This window comes from Haemophilus sp. HN_Hi08 (assembly GCF_049824455.1).
Lineage (GTDB): Bacteria > Pseudomonadota > Gammaproteobacteria > Enterobacterales > Pasteurellaceae > Haemophilus > Haemophilus influenzae_D.
Window position 1 is genome coordinate 502,917 of record NZ_CP187493.1, and the last position, 23,060, is coordinate 525,976.

24 protein-coding genes and 1 riboswitch are annotated in these 23,060 nt (G+C 40.1%); of the genes, 19 read left to right on the plus strand and 5 right to left on the minus strand.

Annotation, left to right across the window (positions count from 1 at the left end; all coding sequences use genetic code 11):
* Positions 1-9: 9 nt before the first annotated feature.
* The 4 genes from ACPT8O_RS02520 to efp form a co-directional block, all read right to left on the minus strand.
* Positions 10-954 (minus strand): ABC transporter substrate-binding protein, encoded by a 945-nt coding sequence (locus ACPT8O_RS02520; protein WP_041175244.1) that lies wholly within the window; start codon positions 952-954, stop codon positions 10-12.
* A 22-nt stretch (positions 955-976) separates the two neighbouring features.
* Positions 977-1,714 (minus strand): ABC transporter permease, encoded by a 738-nt coding sequence (locus ACPT8O_RS02525; RefSeq protein WP_021034440.1) that lies wholly within the window; start codon positions 1,712-1,714, stop codon positions 977-979.
* Positions 1,711-2,433, minus strand: coding sequence for an ABC transporter ATP-binding protein (locus tag ACPT8O_RS02530; RefSeq protein ID WP_021034439.1), 723 nt, complete (start codon positions 2,431-2,433; stop codon positions 1,711-1,713). Before ACPT8O_RS02530 ends, ACPT8O_RS02525 begins: the two co-directional genes overlap by 4 nt.
* Positions 2,434-2,506: 73 nt before the next feature.
* Positions 2,507-2,595, minus strand: a riboswitch (TPP riboswitch).
* A gap of 205 nt (positions 2,596-2,800) precedes the next feature.
* The gene (gene efp, locus ACPT8O_RS02535) at positions 2,801-3,367 is read right to left on the minus strand and encodes an elongation factor P (protein ID WP_005544066.1); all 567 of its coding nucleotides are present in this window, start codon (positions 3,365-3,367) and stop codon (positions 2,801-2,803) included.
* 37 nt (positions 3,368-3,404) lie between these two features.
* Between efp and epmB the strand changes: the two genes are divergently transcribed.
* From epmB to ACPT8O_RS02585, 10 genes are all read left to right on the plus strand, one after another.
* A complete protein-coding gene (gene epmB / locus ACPT8O_RS02540; protein ID WP_021034438.1) occupies positions 3,405-4,421 on the plus strand; it encodes an EF-P beta-lysylation protein EpmB in 1,017 nt (338 codons plus the stop codon).
* Between the two features lie 98 nt (positions 4,422-4,519).
* Positions 4,520-5,722: a LysM-like peptidoglycan-binding domain-containing protein gene (locus ACPT8O_RS02545; RefSeq protein ID WP_080228088.1), complete on the plus strand. Its 1,203-nt coding sequence runs from the start codon at positions 4,520-4,522 to the stop codon at positions 5,720-5,722.
* Between the two features lie 58 nt (positions 5,723-5,780).
* Entirely contained in the window at positions 5,781-6,185 is a 405-nt protein-coding gene (locus ACPT8O_RS02550; protein ID WP_021034436.1) for an MliC family protein, read from the plus strand.
* A 2-nt stretch (positions 6,186-6,187) separates the two neighbouring features.
* Positions 6,188-6,898: a DNA repair protein RecO gene (gene recO / locus ACPT8O_RS02555; RefSeq protein WP_021034435.1), complete on the plus strand. Its 711-nt coding sequence runs from the start codon at positions 6,188-6,190 to the stop codon at positions 6,896-6,898.
* The gene (rlmD, locus tag ACPT8O_RS02560; RefSeq protein WP_021034434.1) at positions 6,898-8,214 is read left to right on the plus strand and encodes a 23S rRNA (uracil(1939)-C(5))-methyltransferase RlmD; all 1,317 of its coding nucleotides are present in this window, start codon (positions 6,898-6,900) and stop codon (positions 8,212-8,214) included. The genes recO and rlmD overlap by 1 nt, the downstream gene beginning before the upstream one ends.
* Positions 8,215-8,291: 77 nt before the next feature.
* Entirely contained in the window at positions 8,292-10,523 is a 2,232-nt protein-coding gene (gene relA, locus ACPT8O_RS02565) for a GTP diphosphokinase (RefSeq protein WP_041175243.1), read from the plus strand.
* Positions 10,524-10,537: 14 nt separating this feature from the next.
* Positions 10,538-10,894, plus strand: coding sequence for a diacylglycerol kinase (locus tag ACPT8O_RS02570; RefSeq protein WP_005632174.1), 357 nt, complete (start codon positions 10,538-10,540; stop codon positions 10,892-10,894).
* A gap of 82 nt (positions 10,895-10,976) precedes the next feature.
* A complete protein-coding gene (gene mog / locus ACPT8O_RS02575; protein WP_005654048.1) occupies positions 10,977-11,570 on the plus strand; it encodes a molybdopterin adenylyltransferase in 594 nt (197 codons plus the stop codon).
* Position 11,571: 1 nt separating this feature from the next.
* Positions 11,572-11,910, plus strand: coding sequence for a nitrogen regulatory protein P-II (glnB, locus tag ACPT8O_RS02580; protein ID WP_021034432.1), 339 nt, complete (start codon positions 11,572-11,574; stop codon positions 11,908-11,910).
* Entirely contained in the window at positions 11,910-12,956 is a 1,047-nt protein-coding gene (locus ACPT8O_RS02585) for an AI-2E family transporter (RefSeq protein WP_054249422.1), read from the plus strand. Before glnB ends, ACPT8O_RS02585 begins: the two co-directional genes overlap by 1 nt.
* Positions 12,957-12,996: 40 nt before the next feature.
* Here the strand turns inward: ACPT8O_RS02585 and priA are convergent, their stop codons facing one another.
* Positions 12,997-15,189 carry a primosomal protein N' gene (gene priA / locus ACPT8O_RS02590; RefSeq protein WP_021034430.1) on the minus strand — a complete coding sequence of 731 codons (2,193 nt, stop codon included), beginning with the start codon at positions 15,187-15,189 and terminating at the stop codon, positions 12,997-12,999.
* Between the two features lie 84 nt (positions 15,190-15,273).
* Between priA and trmB the strand changes: the two genes are divergently transcribed.
* From trmB to ACPT8O_RS02635, 9 genes are all read left to right on the plus strand, one after another.
* The gene (gene trmB, locus ACPT8O_RS02595) at positions 15,274-16,014 is read left to right on the plus strand and encodes a tRNA (guanosine(46)-N7)-methyltransferase TrmB (protein WP_021034429.1); all 741 of its coding nucleotides are present in this window, start codon (positions 15,274-15,276) and stop codon (positions 16,012-16,014) included.
* Between the two features lie 268 nt (positions 16,015-16,282).
* Complete coding sequence (locus ACPT8O_RS02600; protein ID WP_021034428.1) at positions 16,283-16,627, plus strand: YggL family protein; 345 nt, start codon at positions 16,283-16,285, stop codon at positions 16,625-16,627.
* 203 nt (positions 16,628-16,830) lie between these two features.
* Complete coding sequence (napF, locus tag ACPT8O_RS02605; RefSeq protein WP_021034427.1) at positions 16,831-17,361, plus strand: ferredoxin-type protein NapF; 531 nt, start codon at positions 16,831-16,833, stop codon at positions 17,359-17,361.
* Complete coding sequence (locus ACPT8O_RS02610) at positions 17,354-17,635, plus strand: chaperone NapD (protein WP_005686781.1); 282 nt, start codon at positions 17,354-17,356, stop codon at positions 17,633-17,635. The genes napF and ACPT8O_RS02610 overlap by 8 nt, the downstream gene beginning before the upstream one ends.
* 36 nt (positions 17,636-17,671) lie before the next feature.
* Positions 17,672-20,155, plus strand: coding sequence for a nitrate reductase catalytic subunit NapA (napA, locus tag ACPT8O_RS02615; RefSeq protein ID WP_021034426.1), 2,484 nt, complete (start codon positions 17,672-17,674; stop codon positions 20,153-20,155).
* A 54-nt stretch (positions 20,156-20,209) separates the two neighbouring features.
* Entirely contained in the window at positions 20,210-21,049 is an 840-nt protein-coding gene (gene napG, locus ACPT8O_RS02620; RefSeq protein WP_425623333.1) for a ferredoxin-type protein NapG, read from the plus strand.
* On the plus strand, positions 21,049-21,912 hold the full coding sequence (napH, locus tag ACPT8O_RS02625; RefSeq protein WP_005662674.1) for a quinol dehydrogenase ferredoxin subunit NapH: 864 nt from the start codon (positions 21,049-21,051) through the stop codon (positions 21,910-21,912). Before napG ends, napH begins: the two co-directional genes overlap by 1 nt.
* Before the next feature lie 5 nt (positions 21,913-21,917).
* Entirely contained in the window at positions 21,918-22,361 is a 444-nt protein-coding gene (locus ACPT8O_RS02630) for a nitrate reductase cytochrome c-type subunit (RefSeq protein WP_021034425.1), read from the plus strand.
* 14 nt (positions 22,362-22,375) lie between these two features.
* On the plus strand, positions 22,376-22,978 hold the full coding sequence (locus ACPT8O_RS02635; protein ID WP_021034424.1) for a cytochrome c3 family protein: 603 nt from the start codon (positions 22,376-22,378) through the stop codon (positions 22,976-22,978).
* Positions 22,979-23,060: the final 82 nt, after the last annotated feature.

The following is a 23,060-nucleotide window of genomic DNA, read 5'->3' on the forward strand; positions in this document are numbered from 1 at the left end:
CTTTTTTCCTTATTTAATTTCTACCGCATATTCTTTCAACGCTAAGGCTTTTGGAATTAAGCCTTTTTGTTGCATAAATTCTGCCATTTGTTGATAACGTTTAACGTCTAATTGGCGAGGTTTATTGGCTAAGAAGGGGAGCGTGTCTTTCCACGCTAGTTGGTTTAATGGCGTGTTGAGTTCGTTCGGTTTATAGCTTACAAAGGCTTGCCACGCTTCATTGGGGTGAGCTTGCAGATAGTCGGTGGCTTGTTCAAGTGCGGTTAAAAATGCAGATGTTTTTTTATCTGTTATGCTGTTTTTATTGGTAACTAAAATCAATTCATCATAAGCAGGCACGCCATATTGTTCAGGGAAGAATGCGATACCTTCTTGCTTTTCTAAAGCAAGCTGATTGAGTTCAAAATTACGAAATGCACCAATCACAGCATCCACTTGTCCAGTTAAAAGAGAGGGCGAAAGCGACCAATTTACATTCACTAATTCCACATCTTTATTGCTTAAACCAATAGAATGAAGCATTGTATCAAGCAATCTATCTTCAAAACCGCTGACAGAATACCCCACTTTTTTACCTTTTAAATCAGCAAGGCTTTTCAAATTGCTCTTTTTTAGTACCACTACGCTATTTAATGGATTTGAAATCAGTGAACCCACTCGCACTAAAGGTAAGCCTTCTGCCACTTGTTGATAAAGCTGAGGTTGATAACTCACGGCTAAATCAACTTTTCCTGCCGCCGCTAATTTCGGCGGTAATGCGGGATCAGCAGGTTCGATAATTTCAACCTCAAGGTTATTTTTTTCAAAAAAGCCTTTTTGTTGAGCCACAATAATGGCAGCGTGATCGGGGTTTACATACCAATCTAGCATTATGCTGATTTTCTCCTTTGCCAAGCTAGGAAGCGTGAGCATTAGCCCCATTACAAAGCTGAAATAACGGATGATTGTCTTCATTTTTTTCTCCTTTAATGAAAAGTTAAACAGACCAAATAAAACGGTGTAATAGCCTATCAATACTGAAATATAAACAGAGTGAAATTGACACTAAAATCAGTAAGGCAGCAAACATTAAATCGACTTGCATTCGGGCATTGGCGTGAATCATCAAATACCCCAACCCTTCAGACGAACCTACCCATTCGCCTACCACCGCACCAATCGGGGCAACCGAAACCGCAATTCGCAAGCCCGAAGCAAAAGCAGGTAAAGCCGCAGGTAATCGCACTTTAAGTAATAAACGCAAGGGGGAAATGTTAAAGGTTTTCGCCAGATCGAGCCACGCTTGCGGGGCGTTGCGTAGTCCATCATAACAAGCTGCCGTGACGGGGAAGTAGATAATCAGCACCGACATCACAATTTTGGATGCCATTCCATAGCCAAACCACAACACCAACAACGGTGCGATAGCAAACACAGGAATCGCTTGCGAAATGACCAAAATCGGCAATAACACGGCAGAAATTTGACGAGAAAATGAGAGCAACAACGCCGAAATCAACCCAAACAGAAAGCCTAACAACAGTCCTAAGCAGATTTCTAACAACGTGACTTGCGTATGCTGCCAAAGCAGCTCAGCGTGTGTGAACAACTGCTGCCCTACAGCTTGCGGTGAGGGAAAAATGTAGTGTGGAAAGCTGCCCAAGGTTGCAACCATTTGCCAGAGCATCAACAACATGCCTACAATTAAAAGCGGTTTAAGTAGGCGAATTTTCATTGTTCGCCCCCTAATTCTCTCAATAATTGCTGCTGCAACGCCCATAAATTGGCTTGATGCAACTCACGCGGAGCGTTCCCTTCGGGAAGAATTACCTCCGACAATGCTGTTTGATGAGTCTCAGGCGAACGCAACACAAAAATTCGATGGCTTAGTCGCAACGCCTCTTGCGGATCGTGGGTCACGAGCAGCACTGATTTATCTTCGAGCAGTTCAAAGGCTAAACCTTGAAGTTGATGGCGACTGATGGCATCAAGAGCGGAAAAAGGCTCATCTAGCAAAATCAAATCTACCTCTTGCATTAAGGTGCGTGCCAAGGCAACCCGCTGTTTTTGCCCGCCTGAAAGTTGCGAACAAGGCTTGTGCCAATGTGCTGCCATTCCCACTTTTTCAAGCAACATTTTAGCTTTTTCAGTGGTTTTTGCAGATTTTCGTCCAAATAAGACCGCTTGCAATTGTACGTTATCGACAATTGATAGCCACGGATAAAGCGTCTCTTTTTGAGGCATCCACGCAATGCGAATTTTCGGTTCAAATAGGATTTTTCCCTGCACCACGCCTTGCGTTTCAATGCCCGACAGTAGTCGCAAAAGTGTCGATTTCCCCACGCCTGAACTGCCCAACAAGCTTACCCATTCGTTCGGCAACAGGGTTAAATTAAGATGCTCAAATAACGTTTGCCCATTAAAGGCAAGACTCAAATCTTGAATACGCACCATCGCTCGCCTCAATGATTAAAGGGAATGCGTAATAAAAAGGAAAGGATAAGAAATGGAATGAAAAGAAAATGGATTTATTGGCATATTAGTTTCCTACGTCAGTGCTAACTGTTTCAGGTTCACGGGTATCATCTCAGCCTTTCGGCACCCCGACTAAAAGTGGGAAAAATTCTATACTGTAATGAAAAATAAAACAAGGCTGAATTTTATTTGCTTTGGTTTATGATTTTTTAGAAAAACTAAATTTATAAAAAATGCCTTTCCCATTTATGAACGAAAAGGCATTTTTACCAAATGAATTTCAGTGCTTTTTATTACTGCAACATAATATATCGCAGAAATTAACCGCACTTTTTTATCTAAATGATTATTTTACGCGAGAGACGTATTCGCCAGAGCGGGTATCAACTCTGATAACTTCGCCGATTTGAACGAAAAGAGGAACTTTTACTACTGCGCCAGTGCTTAATGTTGCTGGTTTACCGCCAGTACCTGCGGTATCGCCTTTTAAGCCTGGGTCTGTATCGACGATTTCTAATTCAACAAAGTTTGGTGGAGTAACAGTAATTGGTGCGCCGTTCCATAAAGTCACGATACAATCTGCTTGGTCTAATAACCATTTTTCTGCATCGCCTACAGCTTTTGCATCTGCAGAGTACTGTTCAAATGTTTCTGGGTGCATGAAGTACCAAAACGCATCGTCTTTGTATGAATAAGTTAAGTTAAGATCCATAACATCAGCCGCTTCAACTGAGGTGCCAGATTTAAAGTTTACGTCTAATACTTTGCCTGAAATTAATTTACGAATACGAGTACGAGTGAATGCTTGACCTTTACCTGGTTTTACAAATTCATTTTCAACGATTACACAAGGCTCGCCGTCTTGCATAAATTTTAGACCCGGTTTGAAATCACTGGTAGTATATGTGGCCATATTTGAAATATCCTAAAAATGAGAGATGGTTTGAAAAGTGCGTATTTTAACCCAAGAACCCGTCATTAGAGAAGAACAAAATTGGCTCACAATTCTAAAAAATGCCATTTCAGATCCTAAATTGTTGCTAAAAGCCTTAAATTTACCAGAAGATGATTTTGAGCAATCCATTGCTGCGCGGAAACTTTTTCCCCTTCGCGTGCCACAACCTTTCATTGATAAAATGGAAAAAGGCAATCCGCAAGATCCGCTTTTCTTGCAAGTGATGTGTTCTGATTTAGAGTTTGTACAAGCGGAAGGATTTAGTACAGATCCATTAGAAGAAAAAAATGCCAATGCGGTGCCGAATATTCTTCATAAATATAGAAATCGCCTACTTTTTATGGCAAAAGGCGGTTGTGCAGTGAATTGTCGTTATTGTTTTCGCCGACATTTTCCTTACGATGAAAATCCAGGAAATAAAAAAAGCTGGCAGCTGGCATTAGATTACATTGCAGCGCATTCTGAAATTGAAGAAGTGATTTTTTCTGGTGGCGATCCTTTAATGGCGAAAGATCACGAATTAGCGTGGCTAATAAAACATTTGGAAAACATACCGCACTTACAACGTTTGCGTATTCACACCCGTTTGCCTGTTGTCATTCCGCAACGAATTACTGATGAATTTTGCACTTTACTAGCAGAAACTCCTTTGCAGAAAGTTATGGTGACACACATTAATCATCCAAATGAAATTGATCAAGTTTTTACTAATGCGATGCAAAAATTAAATGCCGTGAATGTCACGCTTTTGAATCAATCTGTTTTGCTAAGAAGCGTGAATGATGATGCGCAAATTCTAAAAATATTGAGCGATAAACTTTTTCAAACAGGAATTTTGCCTTATTACTTGCATTTGCTAGATAAAGTGCAAGGGGCGAGCCATTTTCTGATTAGCGATATTGAAGCTATGCAAATCTATAAAACCTTGCAATCTCTGACTTCTGGCTATCTTGTTCCTAAACTTGCACGAGAAATTGCGGGCGAGCCAAATAAGACTTTATACGCAGAATAAGATCCGATAAAATACGCCTAATTTTCTCGCCGCACTTTTAGGTTTATCAATTTTGTGGCTAATTAATATGAATAAGAACAAGCATCAGGGGCAATCCAGTGAATTCTATGGATAAAAATGTACAATCATCCCAAAATGAATTAGATTTAGGGCTTAATCAAGCGGAGCCGATTACACCAAAGAAAACAATTCAGCCAAGTTCATCAATTTTAGGTAAAGCAAAAGGGTTGTTTACCAAAAAAAATCACGTGCAAACTAACTTTCAGCAACGTAAAGAACCCACTTTTGGGCATACTCCTGCTCAAGAAAGCATACCTTTTATTTCTAGCGAAACATTGAGAACGGAACAAGAGCCTGTTCTTCAAACAAATTCCACAGAAGAAAATATTTCTGCGGTTGATGAAGAAATCAGTGCTGAAAATAATGCGGATGAAACCGTCGAAAAGGCTGAAAAACCTATTTTAGCCCAACCAGAAAAATGGAAAGTATTACAAGTATTGCCAGCAAAACATCGTCGTTTGTTTATGGCTATTTTTGTATTGGTTATTTTATTGATTATTTTCTTCGCATTAAAACCAAGTTCTGACACCGTTGAGTCTTTCACTCAATCTAACAGCAATGAAATTCCAGTGCAGTTTCAATCGTTAGATCAAAGTCAGCTAGTGGAAACCACGATTTTAGATAATCCTCCTGCACAAAATCAAATGCCAAATGAAATGGCTGCGGCATCTGTTATGCCTATGCAAGCAGCTCAAGCGGAACAGCCTCAAATGCAACCTGCACAAACGCAAGCAGAACACTCAAAACCAACTGTGCCTGTTCAGCCGATGAAAAAAACGGTAGAGCCACAAGTTGAGCATAAAGATACCGCGAAAAAAGAAGTGAAAGTGGCGGAGAAAGCACAGGCTCCATCAAAAGCAATGGAACAAAGCGTCGCTAAAACAGCAGGAAAAGCACTGATTGTTGAAGCCAAACCTGTTCAAGTTAAAAAAGAAAAGAAAGTTCAAATCGTTGATGCAAAACCTGTGAGTAAATCTACAGCTTCTCGCCTTGCTGCAAAAACATTAACTGTGCCTAAAGGTGTTTCACTGATGCAAGTCTTCCGTGATAATCAACTTAATATTTCCGATGTAAACGCAATGAGCAAAGCGGCAGGGGCGGGCAATGTATTAAGTAGCTTTAAATCTGGCGATAAAGTAACGGTATCTGTGAATAATCAAGGGCGAGTAAATGAAATGCGTTTATCCAATGGTGCGCGTTTTGTTCGTCAGTCTGATGGTTCTTATCAATATAAAAAATAATTTTTTGGGCGAGTAATCGCCTTTTTTCTTTTTAAATTCTTTTCTCAAGGTAGGATTTATGTTGAAAAAAACATCTCTTATTTTTACCGCACTTTTGCTGGCTGGCTGTACGCAAAATACGAATGTGACAACGCCCCAAGCGCAAAAAATGCAAGTAGAAAAAGTGGATAAAGCCTTACAAAAAGGCGAAGCTGACCGATATTTATGTCAAGATGATAAAGTTGTTCGTGTTGTACACGCTACGCATAAAAAATACAAAAAAAATTTGCATTATGTCACTGTCACTTTTCAAGGCGTATCAGAAAAACTCACCTTAATGATTTCTGAACGTGGTAAAAATTACGCCAATATTCGTTGGATGTGGCAAGAGCGTGACGATTTTAGTACGCTAAAAACAAATCTTGGCGAAATTTTAGCGGCGCAATGTGTGTCACAAACAAGTGAACGCTTATCTGGACAATAATCGTGCAAAGCGAACTTCAACGTGGTTTTGTTTTGCATCGCCGCCCTTATAGTGAAACGAGCTTATTGGTGGATTTATTCACTGAAGAAAGTGGGCGTTTAACAGTCATTGCAAAAGGGGCGCGTGCAAAGCGTTCATCTTGGAAGTCGGTCTTGCAACCTTTCACACCTTTATTGTTGCGTTGGACGGGAAAAAGCGCATTGAAAACCCTTACCAAAGCTGAACCCGCCGCAATTACACTGCCTTTACAACAAATCGCCCTTTATAGTGGCTTTTATGTAAATGAATTACTCACTCGCGTTATTGAGTCTGAAACGCCAAATCCTGCGCTATTTCAACATTATTTAAAATGCTTAACGGGCTTGGCAACGGAAAGCAACGTTGAGCCAACGTTGCGTCTTTTTGAATTTCAACTTTTACAAATTCTTGGTTACGGCGTGGATTTTCTGCATTGTGCAGGTTCTGGCGAGCCTGTCGATTGCACAATGACATATCGTTATCGTGAGGAAAAAGGTTTCATCGCGTCTTTAGTGAAAGATAATCTCACCTTTTGCGGCAGAGATTTGTTAGCCTTTGAAGCCCTCGATTTTTCTGATGATGCGGTACGTCAAGCGGCAAAACGTTTTACTCGTATTGCGCTGAAACCTTATCTTGGCGATAAACCATTAAAAAGCCGAGAATTATTCACTCAAAATATTTTACTTCTAAAATAATGGTTCTTCTTTATACCCCAAAGCAAAAAACAAAAAATGTTCAAACCATTACGGCGGATATTCTTGATTTAGATTATCAAGGTTTAGGCGTGGCGAAAATTAATGGTAAAACTTGGTTTATTGAAAATGCGCTTCCGCACGAAAAAGTGGAATGTCGTATTTTGGAAGATAAACGTCAATACGGACACGCCATTGCAAAAAAATGGCGAGTAAAAAACCCTGAACGTTTAGCACCAAAATGTGCTTATTTTATGCGTTGTGGTGGTTGCCAAGGGCAGCATATTCCCATTGAAATGCAGAGAAAAGCGAAAGAATCCGCATTGTTTAAGCGATTAAGTAAATTACAGTCAGAACCTATTTCATTCCAACCTATGATTTGTGGCGATGCTTGGGCATATCGTCGTCGTGTGCGTTTGAGTTTATGGTTTAACCCAAGCACAAAACAAATCGACATGGGCTTTCGTCAGAAAAATACCAACGATTTAATACCCGTTCAATCTTGCGAAGTAGCAGAACCTGCAATTAATTATTTACTGCCTAAATTAACCGCACTTTTAGAAAAATTTTCAGCACCGAAACAGCTTGGGCATATTGAACTTGTGGCTGCCGATAATGGCGTCGCAATGTTGTTACGTTACACCAAAAACCTTGCGGAAATTGACCGCACTTTATTGCTTAAATTTGCTGAACAAGAAAAGTTAATGCTGTTTTTACAAAGCGATGAAGGCATTGAACAAATCTATGGCGATGCGCCTTATTATCAATTTTCTGATGGCATAAAATTACATTTTGATATTCGTGATTTTATTCAAGTAAATAGTGCATTAAATGAACCTATGGTCAATACAGCCTTGGATTGGCTTGAATTGAGCCAACAAGATTGCGTGCTAGATTTATTTTGCGGCATGGGAAATTTTACGCTTCCTCTCGCCAAACGCGTGAAAAGTGCGGTAGGAATTGAAGGTGTTTTTGAAATGGTACAAAAAGCGGCGCAAAATGCCGAGAGAAACCAAATCAAAAATATTGAATTTTTCCAAGCGGATCTTGACCAATCCTTTGTTGAACAACCTTGGGCTAATCAGTCGTTCAATAAAATTTTGCTTGATCCTCCACGCAGTGGCGCAGCTTTCGCGTTAAATGCGTTGTGCGAGCTGAAAGCAGAGAAAATTTTATATGTATCTTGTAATCCTGCAACATTAGTGCGTGATGCGGAAATTTTATGTGATTTTGGCTACAAGATTGAAAAAAGTGCGGTGATAGATATGTTCCCTCATACGGGGCATTTGGAATCGATAACCTTATTCACTACAAAATAACTCGGTTATTCGGTACAATCTCAACCCAAAATAAAAGCGACAGGAAGTTGCTTGCTCTTCATCAACAAGGGGGTATTATGGTTGCTGTTCGTGGTTCTCATTTGTTAAATCCGCAGGATTTTGTGATTGAACAATGGTGCACTGGCTTAAAACTAGCAGAACAAACAGAAAAAAGTTTGATCGATGCGTGGTATTACGCACGTGATTTAATGAATGCCTACCCCGATGAAATGAAGAATGCGACCTTGATGCTGCAGTCTGGCGTGGAAATGGTAGAAATTTTGCACGAACTTAATATGGATGCGGAAACATTGCTTACTGCCATGTTGTTTCCTATTGTTGCAAATAAATTAACAGACTGGGAAAGTCTAAAAGAAAAATTTGGTGCGAAAATTACTAAATTACTTAAAGGCGTGTTGGAGATGGATAATATTCGCCAACTTAATGCCAGTCATTCCGCTAATGCGTTACAAGTGGATAATGTTCGCCGTATGTTGTTGGCGATGGTGGACGATTTCCGCTGCGTGATCATTAAACTTGCCGAACGTATTACTTTCTTGCGTGATGCAGAGCATCGTTGTGCAGAGGAAGACAAAGTCCTTGCCGTCAAAGAATGTTCTTATATTTATGCCCCTCTTGCCAATCGTCTTGGAATTGGTCAGCTGAAATGGGAGTTAGAGGATTACTGCTTCCGTTATCTTCATCCTGAACAATATCGCGCTATTGCTAAATTATTACAGGAACGTCGTCTTGATCGTGAACATTACATTGCTGATTTCGTCAGTGAGTTGAGCGGTTATTTACGTGAAAATATCGAGCAAGTGGAAGTCTATGGTCGTCCGAAACATATTTACAGCATTTGGCGTAAAATGCAGAAAAAGCATCTTGAATTCAGCGGTTTATATGACGTAAGAGCGGTCAGAATTATCGTGCAAAAATTACAAGATTGTTACACCGCACTTGGGATTGTTCATACTCAATTTAAACACTTACCCAAAGAATTTGACGATTATGTAGCTAACCCGAAACCGAACGGTTATCAATCTATTCATACTGTTGTTTTAGGTAAAGGTGACAAGCCAATTGAAGTACAAATTCGAACCCAACAAATGCATGATGATGCAGAGTTAGGTATGGCGGCACACTGGAAATATAAAGAAGGCAATACAGGCAGTATGTCTGCCTATGAAGAAAAAATTGCGTGGTTGCGTAAATTGTTAGCTTGGCAAGATGATATTACGGATTCTGGCGAAGTGATGTCAGAGTTGCGTAGCCAAGTGTTTGATGACCGTGTATATGTGTTTACGCCAAAGGGCGAAGTGGTGGATTTGCCAACGGGATCTACACCATTAGATTTTGCTTATGCCATTCATAGTGAAATTGGTCATCGCTGCATCGGGGCAAAAGTGGCTGGACGTATTGTACCATTTACCTATCAGCTACAAATGGGCGATCAAATTGATATTATTACCCAGAAAAATCCGAACCCGAGCCGTGACTGGCTAAACCCAAATTTAGGATTTACCCATACGTCAAAATCTCGAGCCAAAATTCAAGCGTGGTTTAAAAAACAAGATCGCGATAAAAATATTCCAGCGGGTAAAGAATTACTCGATAATGAACTCACGCTTTTGAATTTAAGTATTAAGCAAGTGGAACCTTATGCGTTACCACGCTATAACTTGAAAAATTTGGACGATCTTTATGCAGGTATTGGGAGTGGCGATATTCGTTTAAATAACTTAATCCATTTCTTGCAAAGTAAATTGATTAAAGTGACTGCTGAAGAAGCGGATCAAGAGATTTTGCGTCATGTTGCTAATAAAAGTGCGGTCAATTCTCAGCAGAAATCTGAAAAGAACAATGGATATGTAATTGTGGAGGGTGTGGGCAATCTTATGCATCATATTGCGCGTTGCTGTCAGCCGATACCAGGCGATGCGATTGTTGGCTATATTACAATGGGACGTGGTATTTCTATTCACCGAGCGGATTGTGAACAATTCTTAGATTTGCAAGCGGCTCATCCAGAACGCGTGGTGGAATCAATTTGGGGCGAAAATTACGCAAGTGGTTTCCATATTAATATCCGTATTGTGGCAGGCGATCGCAATGGCTTATTACGTGATATTACGACGGTTCTGGCAAATGAAAAAATTAGCGTGTTAGGGGTCTCAAGCCGTGCTGATACCAAAAAACAGCTTGCTACCATTGATATGGAAATTGAACTCCATAATGTCGAAAGTTTAAGTAAAATATTGGCTCGATTAGCAAAATTAGATGATGTTATCGAAGCGAAGCGTTTATAAAAATAGGAAAATTTATGTATAAAACGACGGGGCTAACCCATTTAATCAATTCCACGAAATATTCATTACAAGGCTTAAAAAGTGCGTTTAAAAATGAAACGGCTTTTCGCCACGAATGTTTTTTAGCCTGCATTTTAATTCCTCTTACTTTCTTTTTAGGCGAAACAAAAATTGAAATTATATTGATGATTTCTTCTGTTTTGCTTGTGATGGCGTTAGAACTTTTAAACAGTGCGGTAGAGGCAGTTGTTGATCGCATTGGTACAGAACGCCACGAACTTTCAGGGCGTGCGAAAGATCAAGGTTCTGCATCGGTATTTATTGCCCTTTGTATTGTCGGTATCGTTTGGGGCGGAATTTTATTCTTCTAGCCCTTCCAAAGTGCGGTAAGTTTTTACCGCATTTTTGATTTATCCAATCACGTCAAAATCATTTATAAAAATAAGGAAAAATATGACCGCACTTTTAAAAATTGGTCTGGTGTCTGTTTCTGATCGCGCATCAGCAGGCGTGTATCAAGATCAAGGTATCCCAGAATTACAGGCTTGGTTAGAACAAGCGTTAGTAGATCCTTTCCATTTAGAAACAAGATTAATCCCTGATGAACAACCGATTATTGAACAAACCTTAAAAGAGCTGGTGGATGAACAAGGTTGCCATTTAGTGCTGACAACTGGTGGAACTGGGCCAGCAAAACGCGATGTAACGCCTGATGCAACCCTTGCGGTAGCGGATCGAGAAATGCCAGGTTTTGGCGAACAAATGCGTCAAGTGAGTTTGCATTTTGTGCCTACCGCAATTTTATCTCGCCAAGTGGGTGTGGTTCGTAAGGAAAGCTTGATTTTAAATCTTCCTGGGCAGCCTAAAGCGATTAAAGAAACCTTAGAGGGCGTGAAAGATAAAGAAGGAAATGTGCTTGTAAAAGGCATTTTTAGCGCAGTGCCTTATTGTTTGCAACTGATTAACGGCTTATATATTGATACCAAGCCTGAAATCATCGAAAGTTTCCGTCCTAAATCTGCAAGACGTGAAAATCTGGAGAAATAGCATGAAAAAAATCGAAGCAATGATCAAACCCTTTAAATTAGATGATGTGCGAGAAAGTCTTTCAGATATTGGTATTTCAGGTATGACAATCACGGAAGTACGTGGATTTGGTCGTCAAAAAGGTCATACAGAACTTTATCGTGGTGCGGAATATATGGTGGATTTTCTGCCGAAAGTGAAATTGGAAGTGGTGGTTCCTGATGAGCTTGTGGATCAATGTATTGAAGCCATTATTGAAACGGCACAAACAGGCAAAATCGGCGACGGCAAAATTTTTGTTTATAACGTTGAGCGAGCGATCCGCATTCGCACGAGCGAAGAAAACGAGGATGCGATTTAGTGCAAAATAATTTAAATTTACACCGCACTTTGCTTGGCATTGCTGCGGTAATTATTATCTTAGCTGGCGTAAAATTGGCGGCAGAAATTGTGGTGCCATTCTTGCTATCGCTATTTATCGCGATAATTTGTTCGCCGATGATTAAGGCGATGACGCAACGCCGAGTCCCTCATTGGTTAGCCATTACTTTACTTTTCGTCTTGATTTCTTTGGTGTTTTTCTTCTTAGTCGGGTTGATTAACAGCACGGCAAGAGAATTTACCCAATCTATTCCACAATATAAAATTTTGCTTTCACAACGCATAAGTGATTTGACTGCTTTATCGCAACGTTTCAATCTGCCTTTCACGCTTTCGCGTGAAACCATCCAAGAAAATTTTGACCCAAGCAGCATTATGAATTTTGTAAGCCGAGTATTGCTGAATTTCTCTGGTGTGGTGAGTAATGTGTTTGTTTTAGTGTTGGTCGTGATTTTTATGCTTGCTGAAGCGCCAACGATGAAACATAAATTTGCTATGGTGATTAGCTCAACACATTATGATGCAGTCAAAGAAGAACGTCATATTGACCGAGTTTTGCAAGGCGTAATTGGTTATCTTGGAATTAAAAGCATCACGAGCTTACTGACTGGTGTTGGGGTATTTATTTTGTTGGAAGCCTGTGGCGTTCAATATGCCATTTTGTGGGCAACCTTGAGTTTCTTGCTGAATTATATTCCCAATATAGGTTCTATCATTGCAGCTATTCCGATTATTGTGCAAGCCTTATTACTGAACGGTTTTGGCATTGGCTTTGGCGTGGCAATTGGTGTTATTGCGATCAATATGGTTGTCGGTAACATTATTGAGCCTAAAATGATGGGACAACGATTAGGGCTTTCAACCTTAGTGGTGTTCCTTTCATTATTGTTTTGGGGATGGTTACTTGGAACAGTGGGAATGCTACTGTCTGTTCCTTTGACGATGGCATTAAAAATTGCCTTGGAGTCCAGTCCCAATACAGCGAAATATGCCTGTCTATTGGGGGATGTCGAAGATTTCAAATAGATTTTAGAGATAAAAGTGCGGTGAATTTTCACCGCATTTTTTATGATAAGTCTTGCGGATCAACGTCCAAAATTAACCGCACTTGGCTGTTTTTTTCAAGTTCGGCTTGTTGATATTCTCTCAATGCTTTTTGCAACGTCATTCTTGACGGATGCTGCAATAATAACTGCCAGCGATATTGCCCTGCTTTTTTGCTGAACGGTGCAGGCATTGGACCAAGCATTTGTAATCCCGCGATTTGCTTTGATTGAAAAAAATCTGCAATCTGGCTTAAGCAATTTTCTGCAAGCTCAGAATGTCTAGCCTGTGCTTTGAATAACGCCTGAAAAGTGAAAGGGGGTAATCCCATTGAATGGCGTAATTGTAAGGTTTCTTTGGCAAAAGCTTGATAACCATTTGCCAATAAGGTGGTAAGCAAAGGATGATCGGGATAATGTGTTTGTAGCACGACTTCGCCTTGTTTATCGGCACGTCCAGCACGTCCAGCAACTTGAATATAAAGTTGAGCTAAACGTTCTTCTGCACGAAAATCCAGTGAAAATAATGCACTATCTACATTCACTAAGGCAACGAGGGTAACATTCGGAAAATGATGCCCTTTCGCAAGCATTTGTGTGCCAATCAAAATTTGGCTTTTGCCTTGTTGAATATCTTCTAAATAACCTTCCAATTTTCCTTTACGCGAAGTACTATCGCGGTCGATTCGTGCTACAGAATAATGAGGAAATAGCGTTTTCAAGGTTTCTTCTAATTGTTCCGTGCCGAGACCTGTGGTGACTAAATGGGTAGAACCGCAATCGCCACATTGACGAGGAATAGTTTTCTGAGTGCCACAATGATGACAACGCAATACATTTTGATGTTGATGATAGGTATAAGGTTTTTCACAATGAGGGCATTGGGCGATCCAACCACATTCGTGGCAAAGCAATACGGGCGCAAAGCCACGACGATTTAAGAAAAGCAACACTTGATTGCCTTTTTCAAGGTGGGCTTTCATTCGTTCCAATAAGGGTTTTGAAAGCCCGTTTTGTATGTTTTGATTTTTCAAATCAATAACGAAATGACGAAGTGCGGTAGAATTTCCCGCTCTTTTTGATAAAACTAAATGTTGGTATTTGCCGTTTTGTACATTATTAATACTTTCTAAACTTGGCGTGGCGGAGCCCATTAATACCGCAATATTTAGTTTTTGAGCCAGTACAATCGCTAAGTCTCGCGCATGGTAACGCCAACTGTCTTGCTGTTTGTAAGACGAGTCGTGTTCTTCGTCCAAAATAATTGCACCAAGATTAGAAAATTGCGTGAACAATGCCGATCTCGTGCCAATCACAATGGCACTTTGTCCAGAGCGGGCGCGATCCCATACATAAAGCCGTTGCGTATCGGTTAAATTAGAATGCAGTACATCAATTTCTACATTAAAACGTGCTTTAAAACGTTGCACCGTTTGAGGTGTTAGTCCGATTTCGGGTACAAGCACCAATATTTGTTTACCCGATTTTAAAATTTCTTCAATATATTGCAGATAAATTTCTGTTTTGCCTGAACCTGTCACCCCATCGAGCAGCCATACGTTGAAACCAGAATGAAAGCGCAATTGACTAAACGATAAGGCTTGTTGCTTATTTAAGGTTAAACGATTTTCAGCATTGACAATTGGGTTATCGCCTAAGCTTTGTTGCCAGCTTAGGGGCTTTGTTTGGATAGTCATTTCCTCAATGAACCCTTTGGCTTTTAAGGCTGACCAAATGGCAGAGGAAAAATTATTATTGCCTTTTTCAAGATCAGTTTCAGATAAGTATTGGAGGGCTTCAGCTTGCTTTTTCGAGCGTTTTAATTCGCCTTGTTCAAGGGCATTTTTCCCCGCATCTGTAATTCGCCAAAAAGTGCGGTCATTTTTCACCGCACTTTCGCCGTTACGTAATTTTACAGGCAAGGCTTGAAATAACACATCGCCTAATCCTGCTTGATAATAATTTGCTGCCCAATGCAGCCAATTCCAATAAATAGGGGTAAAGATCGGTGCTAAATCTAATGGTTGAAGAATGGCTTTGAGCTTATCCTCTGGCACGTCCGATTTTGTCGGAAAATCAACCACAATGGCGATGCGTTTTTGCGTACCAAAAGGCACAAGAACACGCATACCGATTTGTAATGAAACATCATCGGGGACGAGATAATCAAATAAACGAGGAAGCGGCACAGCCAGTGCCACTCGGACAATTTTCATAATCAACCTTGGGAAAAAATTTGCCCTATTATACGAGAAAAATTGGTATAATCGCCGCCAATTTTTTTCACGAACAAGATTTTTATGACACAAACTTTTGCTGATCAAAAACGTAAAACCGTTGAAACCGCAGAATTTACCGAAGATGGCCGCTATAAACGCAAAGTCCGTAGTTTTGTTCTCCGCACTGGTCGTTTGAGCGAATTTCAAAGAAATATGATGAATGATAACTGGGGAACACTTGGTTTAGATTATCAAACGGAACCTTTTGATTTTGCGAAGATTTATGGCAATGATAATCCAGTTGTATTAGAAATTGGCTTTGGAATGGGAAAATCGCTCGTGGATATGGCTTTTTCTAATCCCGACAAAAATTACCTTGGCATTGAAGTTCATACTCCAGGTGTTGGTGCTTGTATTGCTTATGCAGTGGAAAAAGGCGTCACGAATTTACGCGTGATTTGCCACGATGCAACGGAAATTTTACGAGACAGTATTGCAGATGGTGCACTTGGCGGTTTGCAATTATTTTTCCCCGATCCTTGGCATAAAGCAAAGCATCATAAACGTCGTATTGTTCAACCGCACTTTGTGACACAAGTTGTACAAAAATTAGGTGGAAATGGTTTTATCCATATGGCAACAGACTGGGAAAATTATGCAGAGCAAATGCTAGAAGTATTAAGCACGAATACCGATTTAGTGAATACCTCGAAAAATGGCGATTATATTCCAAGACCAGATTTTAGACCTTTAACTAAATTTGAAGCCAGAGGCCACAGACTTGGACACGGTGTTTGGGATTTATATTTTGTGAAGAAATAAGCTGGTTTTAAATAATGCGTGGGCTTACGCCCACCCTACCACAAAATTTTCATAAACAACTATAATAATATTTCTCGTAGGGTGGGCGTAAGCCCACGAAATAACAAAAGAAATGCCTAATTTTGAGGCTAAAGACCACAAATTTAGGCTCAATATTTAGCATTTATACTTTGTGAAGAAATAAGCGGATTTTAACTAAACCCAATACCTAATTTATGAATTTAATATAAAATACGCGTTTGAATATAACCTTAATAGGAGAAATACAATGTCTAAATCTTACAATCAACGCCAACGCAAAAAACTTCATCTTGCGGAATTTCAAGAGCTTGGTTTTCTTGTCAATTTCCAATTTGCAGAAGGTACTTCGATTGAAACGGTAGATGAAATCGTTGATCGTTTTATTAACGAAGTGATTCAACCAAATGGTCTAGCTTACGAAGGTAGCGGTTATTTACATTGGGAAGGTTTAGTTTGCCTAGAAAAAATTGGCAAATGCGATGAAAGCCATCGTGAAACTGTGAAAAAATGGTTAGAAACAAATGGTTTGCAACAAATTGAAATAAGTGAATTATTTGACATTTGGTGGGAATATCCAGCAAAAGCAGAATAATCTAAATTGAAAGCAGCATAGCATAAATCGCTATGCTGTATTGTTTTAATGCCTTGCAAAATTCATTAAACCTTAGATTTTTTGATCTATAACAAATAAAGTTCAAATAATTGACAAACTACCTATTTTGGGTTGTTTTCATTCATTTATCGTAAACACATAATCCGTCTTCTACAGAAGCATTTAGAAATATTTTAAAGACAATGACCGTTGAAAATTTACCTCGCAGACAATTTTTACGCGGTAGATTTTCAACATTGAGCTGTTTAGAAAATAATCAAAAACAGAATTTTGTGGGTATTAGACCGCCTTGGTCTGTGGAAAATTCTATTTTTGTGGAGCAATGTACACGCTGTGGCGATTGTCTTTCTGTCTGTGAAACCAATATTTTGGTAAAGGGCGATGCTGGCTTTCCTGAAGTTCGTTTTGATAATGGCGAATGTACTTTTTGTGGAAAATGTGCAGATGCTTGTAAACAGCCTATTTTTCATCCTCGTGAGCAGTTGCCTTGGTCACATAAAATCGACATTGGCGTAGCTTGTTTAACTTTACACCGTATTGAATGCCGAACTTGCCAAGATAATTGTCCAGCTAATGCGATTCGTTTCAAATTACAAATGGGTGGCGTAGCACAACCTTTAGTTAATTTCGATGCTTGTAATGGCTGTGGGGCTTGTGTGCAAGGTTGCCCTGTGAATGCAATAACAATGAACGATCTAAAACAAAATGAATAATACAAATTTAATATCAGAAAATGCGGGAGATTGGCACGTTGTTGGATTGATCGTGCAAGGTAATCCAAAAAAATTATCAGCAATTCAAACCGCACTTTTAGCGATTGAGCATACTGAAATTCCGACTTTTGATGAAAAACTTGGGAAATTTGTGGTGGTAATGCAATCGCACGATCAGCATCTCTTGCTTGAAAAAATGGAAAGTGTGAAAGATATCGACGGTGTGATTAATGTATCGTTGGTGTATCACGAGCAAGATGAACAAAATAAATAATTTTAAAATCAAACGTTTAACGTGGGGGAAAACGCGATGAATTTAAGTCGTCGAGACTTTATGAAAGCCAATGCGGCTATGGCAGCCGCAACGGCAGCGGGGCTAACCATCCCAGTAAAAAATGTGGTCGCAGCCGAATCCGAAATTAAATGGGATAAAGGCGTATGTCGTTTCTGTGGTACTGGTTGTGCTGTGCTGGTTGGGACTAAAGATGGGCGTGTTGTGGCATCTCAAGGCGATCCTGATGCAGAAGTAAACCGTGGTTTAAACTGTATTAAAGGCTATTTCTTACCGAAAATTATGTACGGTAAAGATCGTTTAACGCAGCCGCTTTTACGTATGACAAACGGAAAATTTGATAAGAACGGCGATTTTGCGCCAGTTTCTTGGGATTTTGCGTTCAAAACAATGGCTGAGAAATTCAAAGAAGCGTTTAAAAAGAACGGGCAAAATGCAGTGGGTATGTTCACTTCTGGACAATCAACCATTTGGGAGGGTTATGCGAAGAACAAACTTTGGAAAGCAGGTTTCCGTTCTAACAACGTAGACCCAAATGCGCGTCACTGTATGGCGTCTGCAGCTGTTGCATTTATGCGTACTTTCGGTATGGATGAACCAATGGGCTGTTATGATGATATTGAACAGGCAGACGCTTTCGTGCTTTGGGGATCAAATATGGCGGAAATGCACCCAATTTTGTGGTCGCGCATTACTGATCGCCGTATCTCCAATCCTGATGTTCGTGTCACTGTTCTTTCGACTTACGAACATCGTAGTTTTGAACTTGCCGATCACGGTTTGATATTTACACCGCAAACTGATTTGGCGATTATGAACTATATCATCAATTATCTTATTCAAAATAATGCGATTAATTGGGATTTTGTTAATAAACATACAAAATTTAAACGTGGAGAAACGAATATTGGCTATGGTTTGCGTCCAGAGCATCCGTTAGAAAAAGACACGAATCATAAAACAGCTGGGAAAATGCACGATTCTTCTTTTGAAGAATTAAAGCAACTTGTCTCAGAATATACTGTGGAAAAAGTGTCGAAAATGTCTGGGTTAGATAAAGTTCAGTTAGAAACTTTAGCGAAACTTTATGCCGATCCAACGAAGAAAGTGGTTTCCTACTGGACAATGGGCTTTAACCAACATACACGTGGTGTGTGGGTAAACCAATTAATCTACAATATTCATTTACTTACTGGAAAAATTTCAATTCCGGGTTGTGGGCCATTTTCATTAACTGGTCAGCCTTCTGCTTGTGGTACAGCGCGTGAAGTAGGTTCATTCCCTCATCGTTTACCTGCCGACTTAGTGGTAACTAATCCTAAACACCGTGAAATTGCTGAACGTATTTGGAAATTACCAAAGGGGACGGTTTCTGAAAAAGTGGGGCTACACACAATTGCACAAGACCGTGCAATGAATGATGGCAAAATGAATGTGTTATGGCAAATGTGTAACAATAATATGCAAGCAGGGCCAAACATTAATCAAGAGCGTTTGCCAGGCTGGCGTAAAGAAGGCAACTTCGTGATTGTTTCAGATCCTTACCCAACTGTATCCGCACTTTCCGCTGACTTAATTCTTCCAACGGCAATGTGGGTAGAAAAAGAGGGGGCTTACGGTAATGCAGAACGTCGTACTCAATTCTGGCGTCAGCAAGTCAAAGCACCAGGCGAAGCAAAATCAGACTTATGGCAATTAATGGAGTTCGCAAAATACTTTACGACTGATGAAATGTGGACAGAAGACTTACTTGCACAAATGCCTGAATATAGAGGTAAAACTTTATATGAAGTGCTTTTCAAAAATGGTCAAGTAGATAAATTCCCATTGAGCGAACTTGCTGAAGGTCAATTAAACGACGAATCAGAATATTTTGGTTACTACGTTCACAAAGGTTTATTTGAAGAATACGCTGAATTTGGTCGTGGTCACGGTCACGATTTAGCTCCATTTGATATGTATCATAAAGCACGTGGTTTACGCTGGCCAGTTGTAGAAGGTAAAGAAACCTTGTGGCGTTACCGTGAAGGCTATGATCCGTATGTTAAAGAAGGGGAAGGTGTGGCTTTCTATGGTTATCCTGATAAGAAAGCGATTATTCTTGCGGTGCCTTATGAACCACCAGCTGAGTCACCCGATAATGAATACGATTTATGGTTATCGACGGGTCGTGTTCTTGAACATTGGCATACGGGTACAATGACACGCCGTGTACCAGAATTGCATCGCGCATTTCCAAATAATTTAGTATGGATGCACCCATTAGATGCACAAGCACGTGGTTTACGTCACGGCGATAAAATTAAGATTTCATCTCGTCGAGGCGAAATGATTTCTTACTTGGATACTCGCGGACGTAATAAACCACCTCGTGGCTTAGTATTTACCACTTTCTTTGATGCAGGTCAGCTTGCAAATAGCTTAACCCTAGATGCGACAGACCCAATTTCAAAAGAAACCGACTTCAAAAAATGTGCGGTAAAAGTGGAAAAGGCTGCGTAAAAACGATGTAAAAATCAACCGCACTTTATTTTCTCTCACCAATAAAAGAGGAAGATGAAAGTGCGGTTAAAATTTAAAAAGAAAATGAAGAAACCCGCTCTCAATCCTGAACGTAGAAAATTTCTCAAAGAAGCAACCCGTACTGCGGGTGGTTTAGCTGGCGTTGGGATTTTGTTGGGATTGCAGCAAAATCAAAGTCTTGCGCGAGAAGGTGTGCCATTACGTCCGCCCTTTGCTTTGCAAGATGCAAAAGCGTTTTCTGCCGCTTGTATTCGTTGTGGACAATGTGTTCAAGCCTGTCCTTATGACATGCTGCATTTAGCATCTTTATTATCGCCAGTAGAAGCGGGAACGCCGTATTTTATTGCGCGTGATAAACCTTGCGAAATGTGTCCCGATATTCCTTGTGCAAAAGCCTGTCCTAGTGGTGCATTAGAGCGTCAAGCAACAGATATTAATGAATCGCGTATGGGGCTGTCAGTACTGTTAGATCACGAAACTTGCTTAAATTATCAAGGATTACGTTGCGATGTTTGTTATCGGGTTTGTCCATTAATCGATAAAGCGATTACATTGGAAAAACAACATAATCCACGTTCTGATAAGCACGCGTTATTTATTCCAACAGTACATTCTGATGCTTGTACGGGATGTGGAAAATGTGAGCAAGCTTGTGTGTTAGAAGAAGCAGCGATTAAAATTTTACCAATGAATCTGGCAAAAGGTATGTTAGGTAAACATTATCGTTTAGGCTGGGAAGAAAAAGCGAAAGCGGGTCATTCTCTTGCGCCTAAAGATATGATTTCGTTGCCAACTCGAACGCCAGAGGGAGCTACAGTAATGCCTGAACCAGCAGAACCCGTGCTTGCGCCTATTTTAGGGAGTGGCAAATAATGGCAAATGCACCAAAATTTGCAGGGAAAGAGGCTCGAGAAAAATGGGGCTGGTGGTATGCAAACCGCTTTTTGTTTTGGCGTCGATTAAGCCAACTCAGCATTCTTGCCATGTTTTTAAGCGGGCCTTATTTTGGCGTATGGATTTTAAAAGGTAATTATAGTGGAAGCTTATTGCTCGATACTATTCCATTAAGTGACCCTTTAATTACCGCTGAAAGCTTGGCTGCAAGACATTTACCAGATGCTCTCACTTTGATTGGTGCAGCGATTATTGTGTTATTTTACGCAGTACTTGGTAGTAAAGTGTTTTGTGGTTGGGTATGTCCGCTAAATGTTGTAACTGACTGTGCTGCGTGGCTTCGCCGTAAGTTAGGCATTCGCCAAACAGCAAAAATTTCGCGTAGTTTACGTTATGGCATTCTTGTGCTTATTTTACTAGGCAGCTGCGTAAGCGGAATGTTGCTTTGGGAGTGGGTTAATCCAGTGGCTGCTCTTGGCCGCGCCTTTGTGTTTGGTTTTGGTGCAACAGGCTGGCTATTACTTGTTATTTTTCTTTTTGATTTATTGATTGCAGAACATGGCTGGTGTGGACATCTTTGCCCAATTGGTGCTGCTTATGGTGTGATTGGCGCAAAAAGTTTAATCCGTATTAAAGTGATTGATCGTGCTAAATGCGATAATTGTATGGATTGCTACAATGTTTGTCCCGAAGCCCAAGTGTTACGTTCGCCTTTACACGGAAAAAAAGACGAAAGCCTACTCGTGCTTTCCAAAGATTGCATCAGCTGCGGACGTTGTATTGACGTTTGCGCTGAAAAAGTTTTTAAATTTTCGACCAGATTCGATCATTCAGGGGAGTGATTAATATGACTAAACAGGTATCTAAAATTTTAGCGGGATTATTTACCGCACTTTTTGCTGGCTCACTGATGGCATCTGATGCACCAGCAGTGGGAAAAGATTTAACTCAAGCGGCTGAAAATATTGCACCCGCATTTCACAATCCACCGCGTCAAAGCGAATTACCCGCATTGAACTATGTAAACCAGCCTCCAATGGTTCCACATAGTGTTGCAAATTATCAAGTGACAAAAAATGTAAATCAATGTTTAAATTGTCACAGCCCAGAAAATTCTCGTTTGAGTGGTGCAACTCGAATCAGCCCAACTCACTTTATGGATCGTGATGGAAAAGTAGGTTCAAGCTCCTCTCCGCGTCGTTATTTCTGTTTACAATGTCACGTTTCTCAATCAAACGTAGATCCAATTGTTCCAAATGATTTTAAACCGATGAAAGGTTACGGAAACTAGTTTAAGAGGTCTATATGTCTGAGAAAAAACCAAATATCTTAAAGCGTTTCTGGCAATGGTTTAGAAAACCAAGCCGTATGGCAATTGGTACGATTATTATCTTATCGGCTATTGGCGGTATTCTTTCTTGGGTTGGTTTTAACTATGGTTTAGAGAAAACCAACACAGAACAGTTCTGTGCAAGCTGCCATATGCAAGATGTTTATCCAGAGTATTTGCATAGTGTGCATTATCAAACTCGTACTGGCGTGGGGGCAAGTTGTCCAGATTGTCACGTACCACACGAATTTGGTGCAAAAATGAAACGTAAAATTATAGCGGCTAAGGAAGTATATGCTCACTATACTGGAAAAGTGGATACCTTAGAAAAATTCAATGCGCATCGTTTAGAAATGGCTCAAAATGAATGGGCTCGTATGAAAGCTAACGATTCTAAAGAATGTCGTAATTGCCATAATGTAGATCGAATGAATTTCAATGATCAACGTTCTGTGGCAGCACGTATGCACCAAAAAATGAAAACTGAGGGTAAAACTTGTATTGACTGCCATAAAGGTATTGCACACCAATTACCTGATATGAGTGGCGTTGAGTCAGGCTTCAAAGACGAGAAGTGATTTTCTAAAAATAGGCTGAAAAAATACCGCACTTTTATCAGCCTATTATAAATTTGGGTAGTTTATAAAAAAATCTGCACTT

What these genes read in the sequence shown, in the direction of transcription:
- ACPT8O_RS02520 (WP_041175244.1), bottom strand. Translation starts at nt 954, where the DNA reads ATGAAGACAATCATCCGTTATTTCAGCTTTGTAATGGGGCTAATGCTC.
- ACPT8O_RS02525 (WP_021034440.1), bottom strand. Translation starts at nt 1,714, where the DNA reads ATGAAAATTCGCCTACTTAAACCGCTTTTAATTGTAGGCATGTTGTTG.
- ACPT8O_RS02530 (WP_021034439.1), bottom strand. Translation starts at nt 2,433, where the DNA reads ATGGTGCGTATTCAAGATTTGAGTCTTGCCTTTAATGGGCAAACGTTA.
- efp (WP_005544066.1), bottom strand. Translation starts at nt 3,367, where the DNA reads ATGGCCACATATACTACCAGTGATTTCAAACCGGGTCTAAAATTTATG.
- ACPT8O_RS02550 (WP_021034436.1), top strand. Translation starts at nt 5,781, where the DNA reads ATGTTGAAAAAAACATCTCTTATTTTTACCGCACTTTTGCTGGCTGGC.
- rlmD (WP_021034434.1), top strand. Translation starts at nt 6,898, where the DNA reads ATGGTTCTTCTTTATACCCCAAAGCAAAAAACAAAAAATGTTCAAACC.
- relA (WP_041175243.1), top strand. Translation starts at nt 8,292, where the DNA reads ATGGTTGCTGTTCGTGGTTCTCATTTGTTAAATCCGCAGGATTTTGTG.
- ACPT8O_RS02570 (WP_005632174.1), top strand. Translation starts at nt 10,538, where the DNA reads ATGTATAAAACGACGGGGCTAACCCATTTAATCAATTCCACGAAATAT.
- mog (WP_005654048.1), top strand. Translation starts at nt 10,977, where the DNA reads ATGACCGCACTTTTAAAAATTGGTCTGGTGTCTGTTTCTGATCGCGCA.
- glnB (WP_021034432.1), top strand. Translation starts at nt 11,572, where the DNA reads ATGAAAAAAATCGAAGCAATGATCAAACCCTTTAAATTAGATGATGTG.
- priA (WP_021034430.1), bottom strand. Translation starts at nt 15,189, where the DNA reads ATGAAAATTGTCCGAGTGGCACTGGCTGTGCCGCTTCCTCGTTTATTT.
- trmB (WP_021034429.1), top strand. Translation starts at nt 15,274, where the DNA reads ATGACACAAACTTTTGCTGATCAAAAACGTAAAACCGTTGAAACCGCA.
- ACPT8O_RS02600 (WP_021034428.1), top strand. Translation starts at nt 16,283, where the DNA reads ATGTCTAAATCTTACAATCAACGCCAACGCAAAAAACTTCATCTTGCG.
- napF (WP_021034427.1), top strand. Translation starts at nt 16,831, where the DNA reads ATGACCGTTGAAAATTTACCTCGCAGACAATTTTTACGCGGTAGATTT.
- ACPT8O_RS02610 (WP_005686781.1), top strand. Translation starts at nt 17,354, where the DNA reads ATGAATAATACAAATTTAATATCAGAAAATGCGGGAGATTGGCACGTT.
- napA (WP_021034426.1), top strand. Translation starts at nt 17,672, where the DNA reads ATGAATTTAAGTCGTCGAGACTTTATGAAAGCCAATGCGGCTATGGCA.
- napG (WP_425623333.1), top strand. Translation starts at nt 20,210, where the DNA reads ATGAAAGTGCGGTTAAAATTTAAAAAGAAAATGAAGAAACCCGCTCTC.
- napH (WP_005662674.1), top strand. Translation starts at nt 21,049, where the DNA reads ATGGCAAATGCACCAAAATTTGCAGGGAAAGAGGCTCGAGAAAAATGG.
- ACPT8O_RS02630 (WP_021034425.1), top strand. Translation starts at nt 21,918, where the DNA reads ATGACTAAACAGGTATCTAAAATTTTAGCGGGATTATTTACCGCACTT.
- ACPT8O_RS02635 (WP_021034424.1), top strand. Translation starts at nt 22,376, where the DNA reads ATGTCTGAGAAAAAACCAAATATCTTAAAGCGTTTCTGGCAATGGTTT.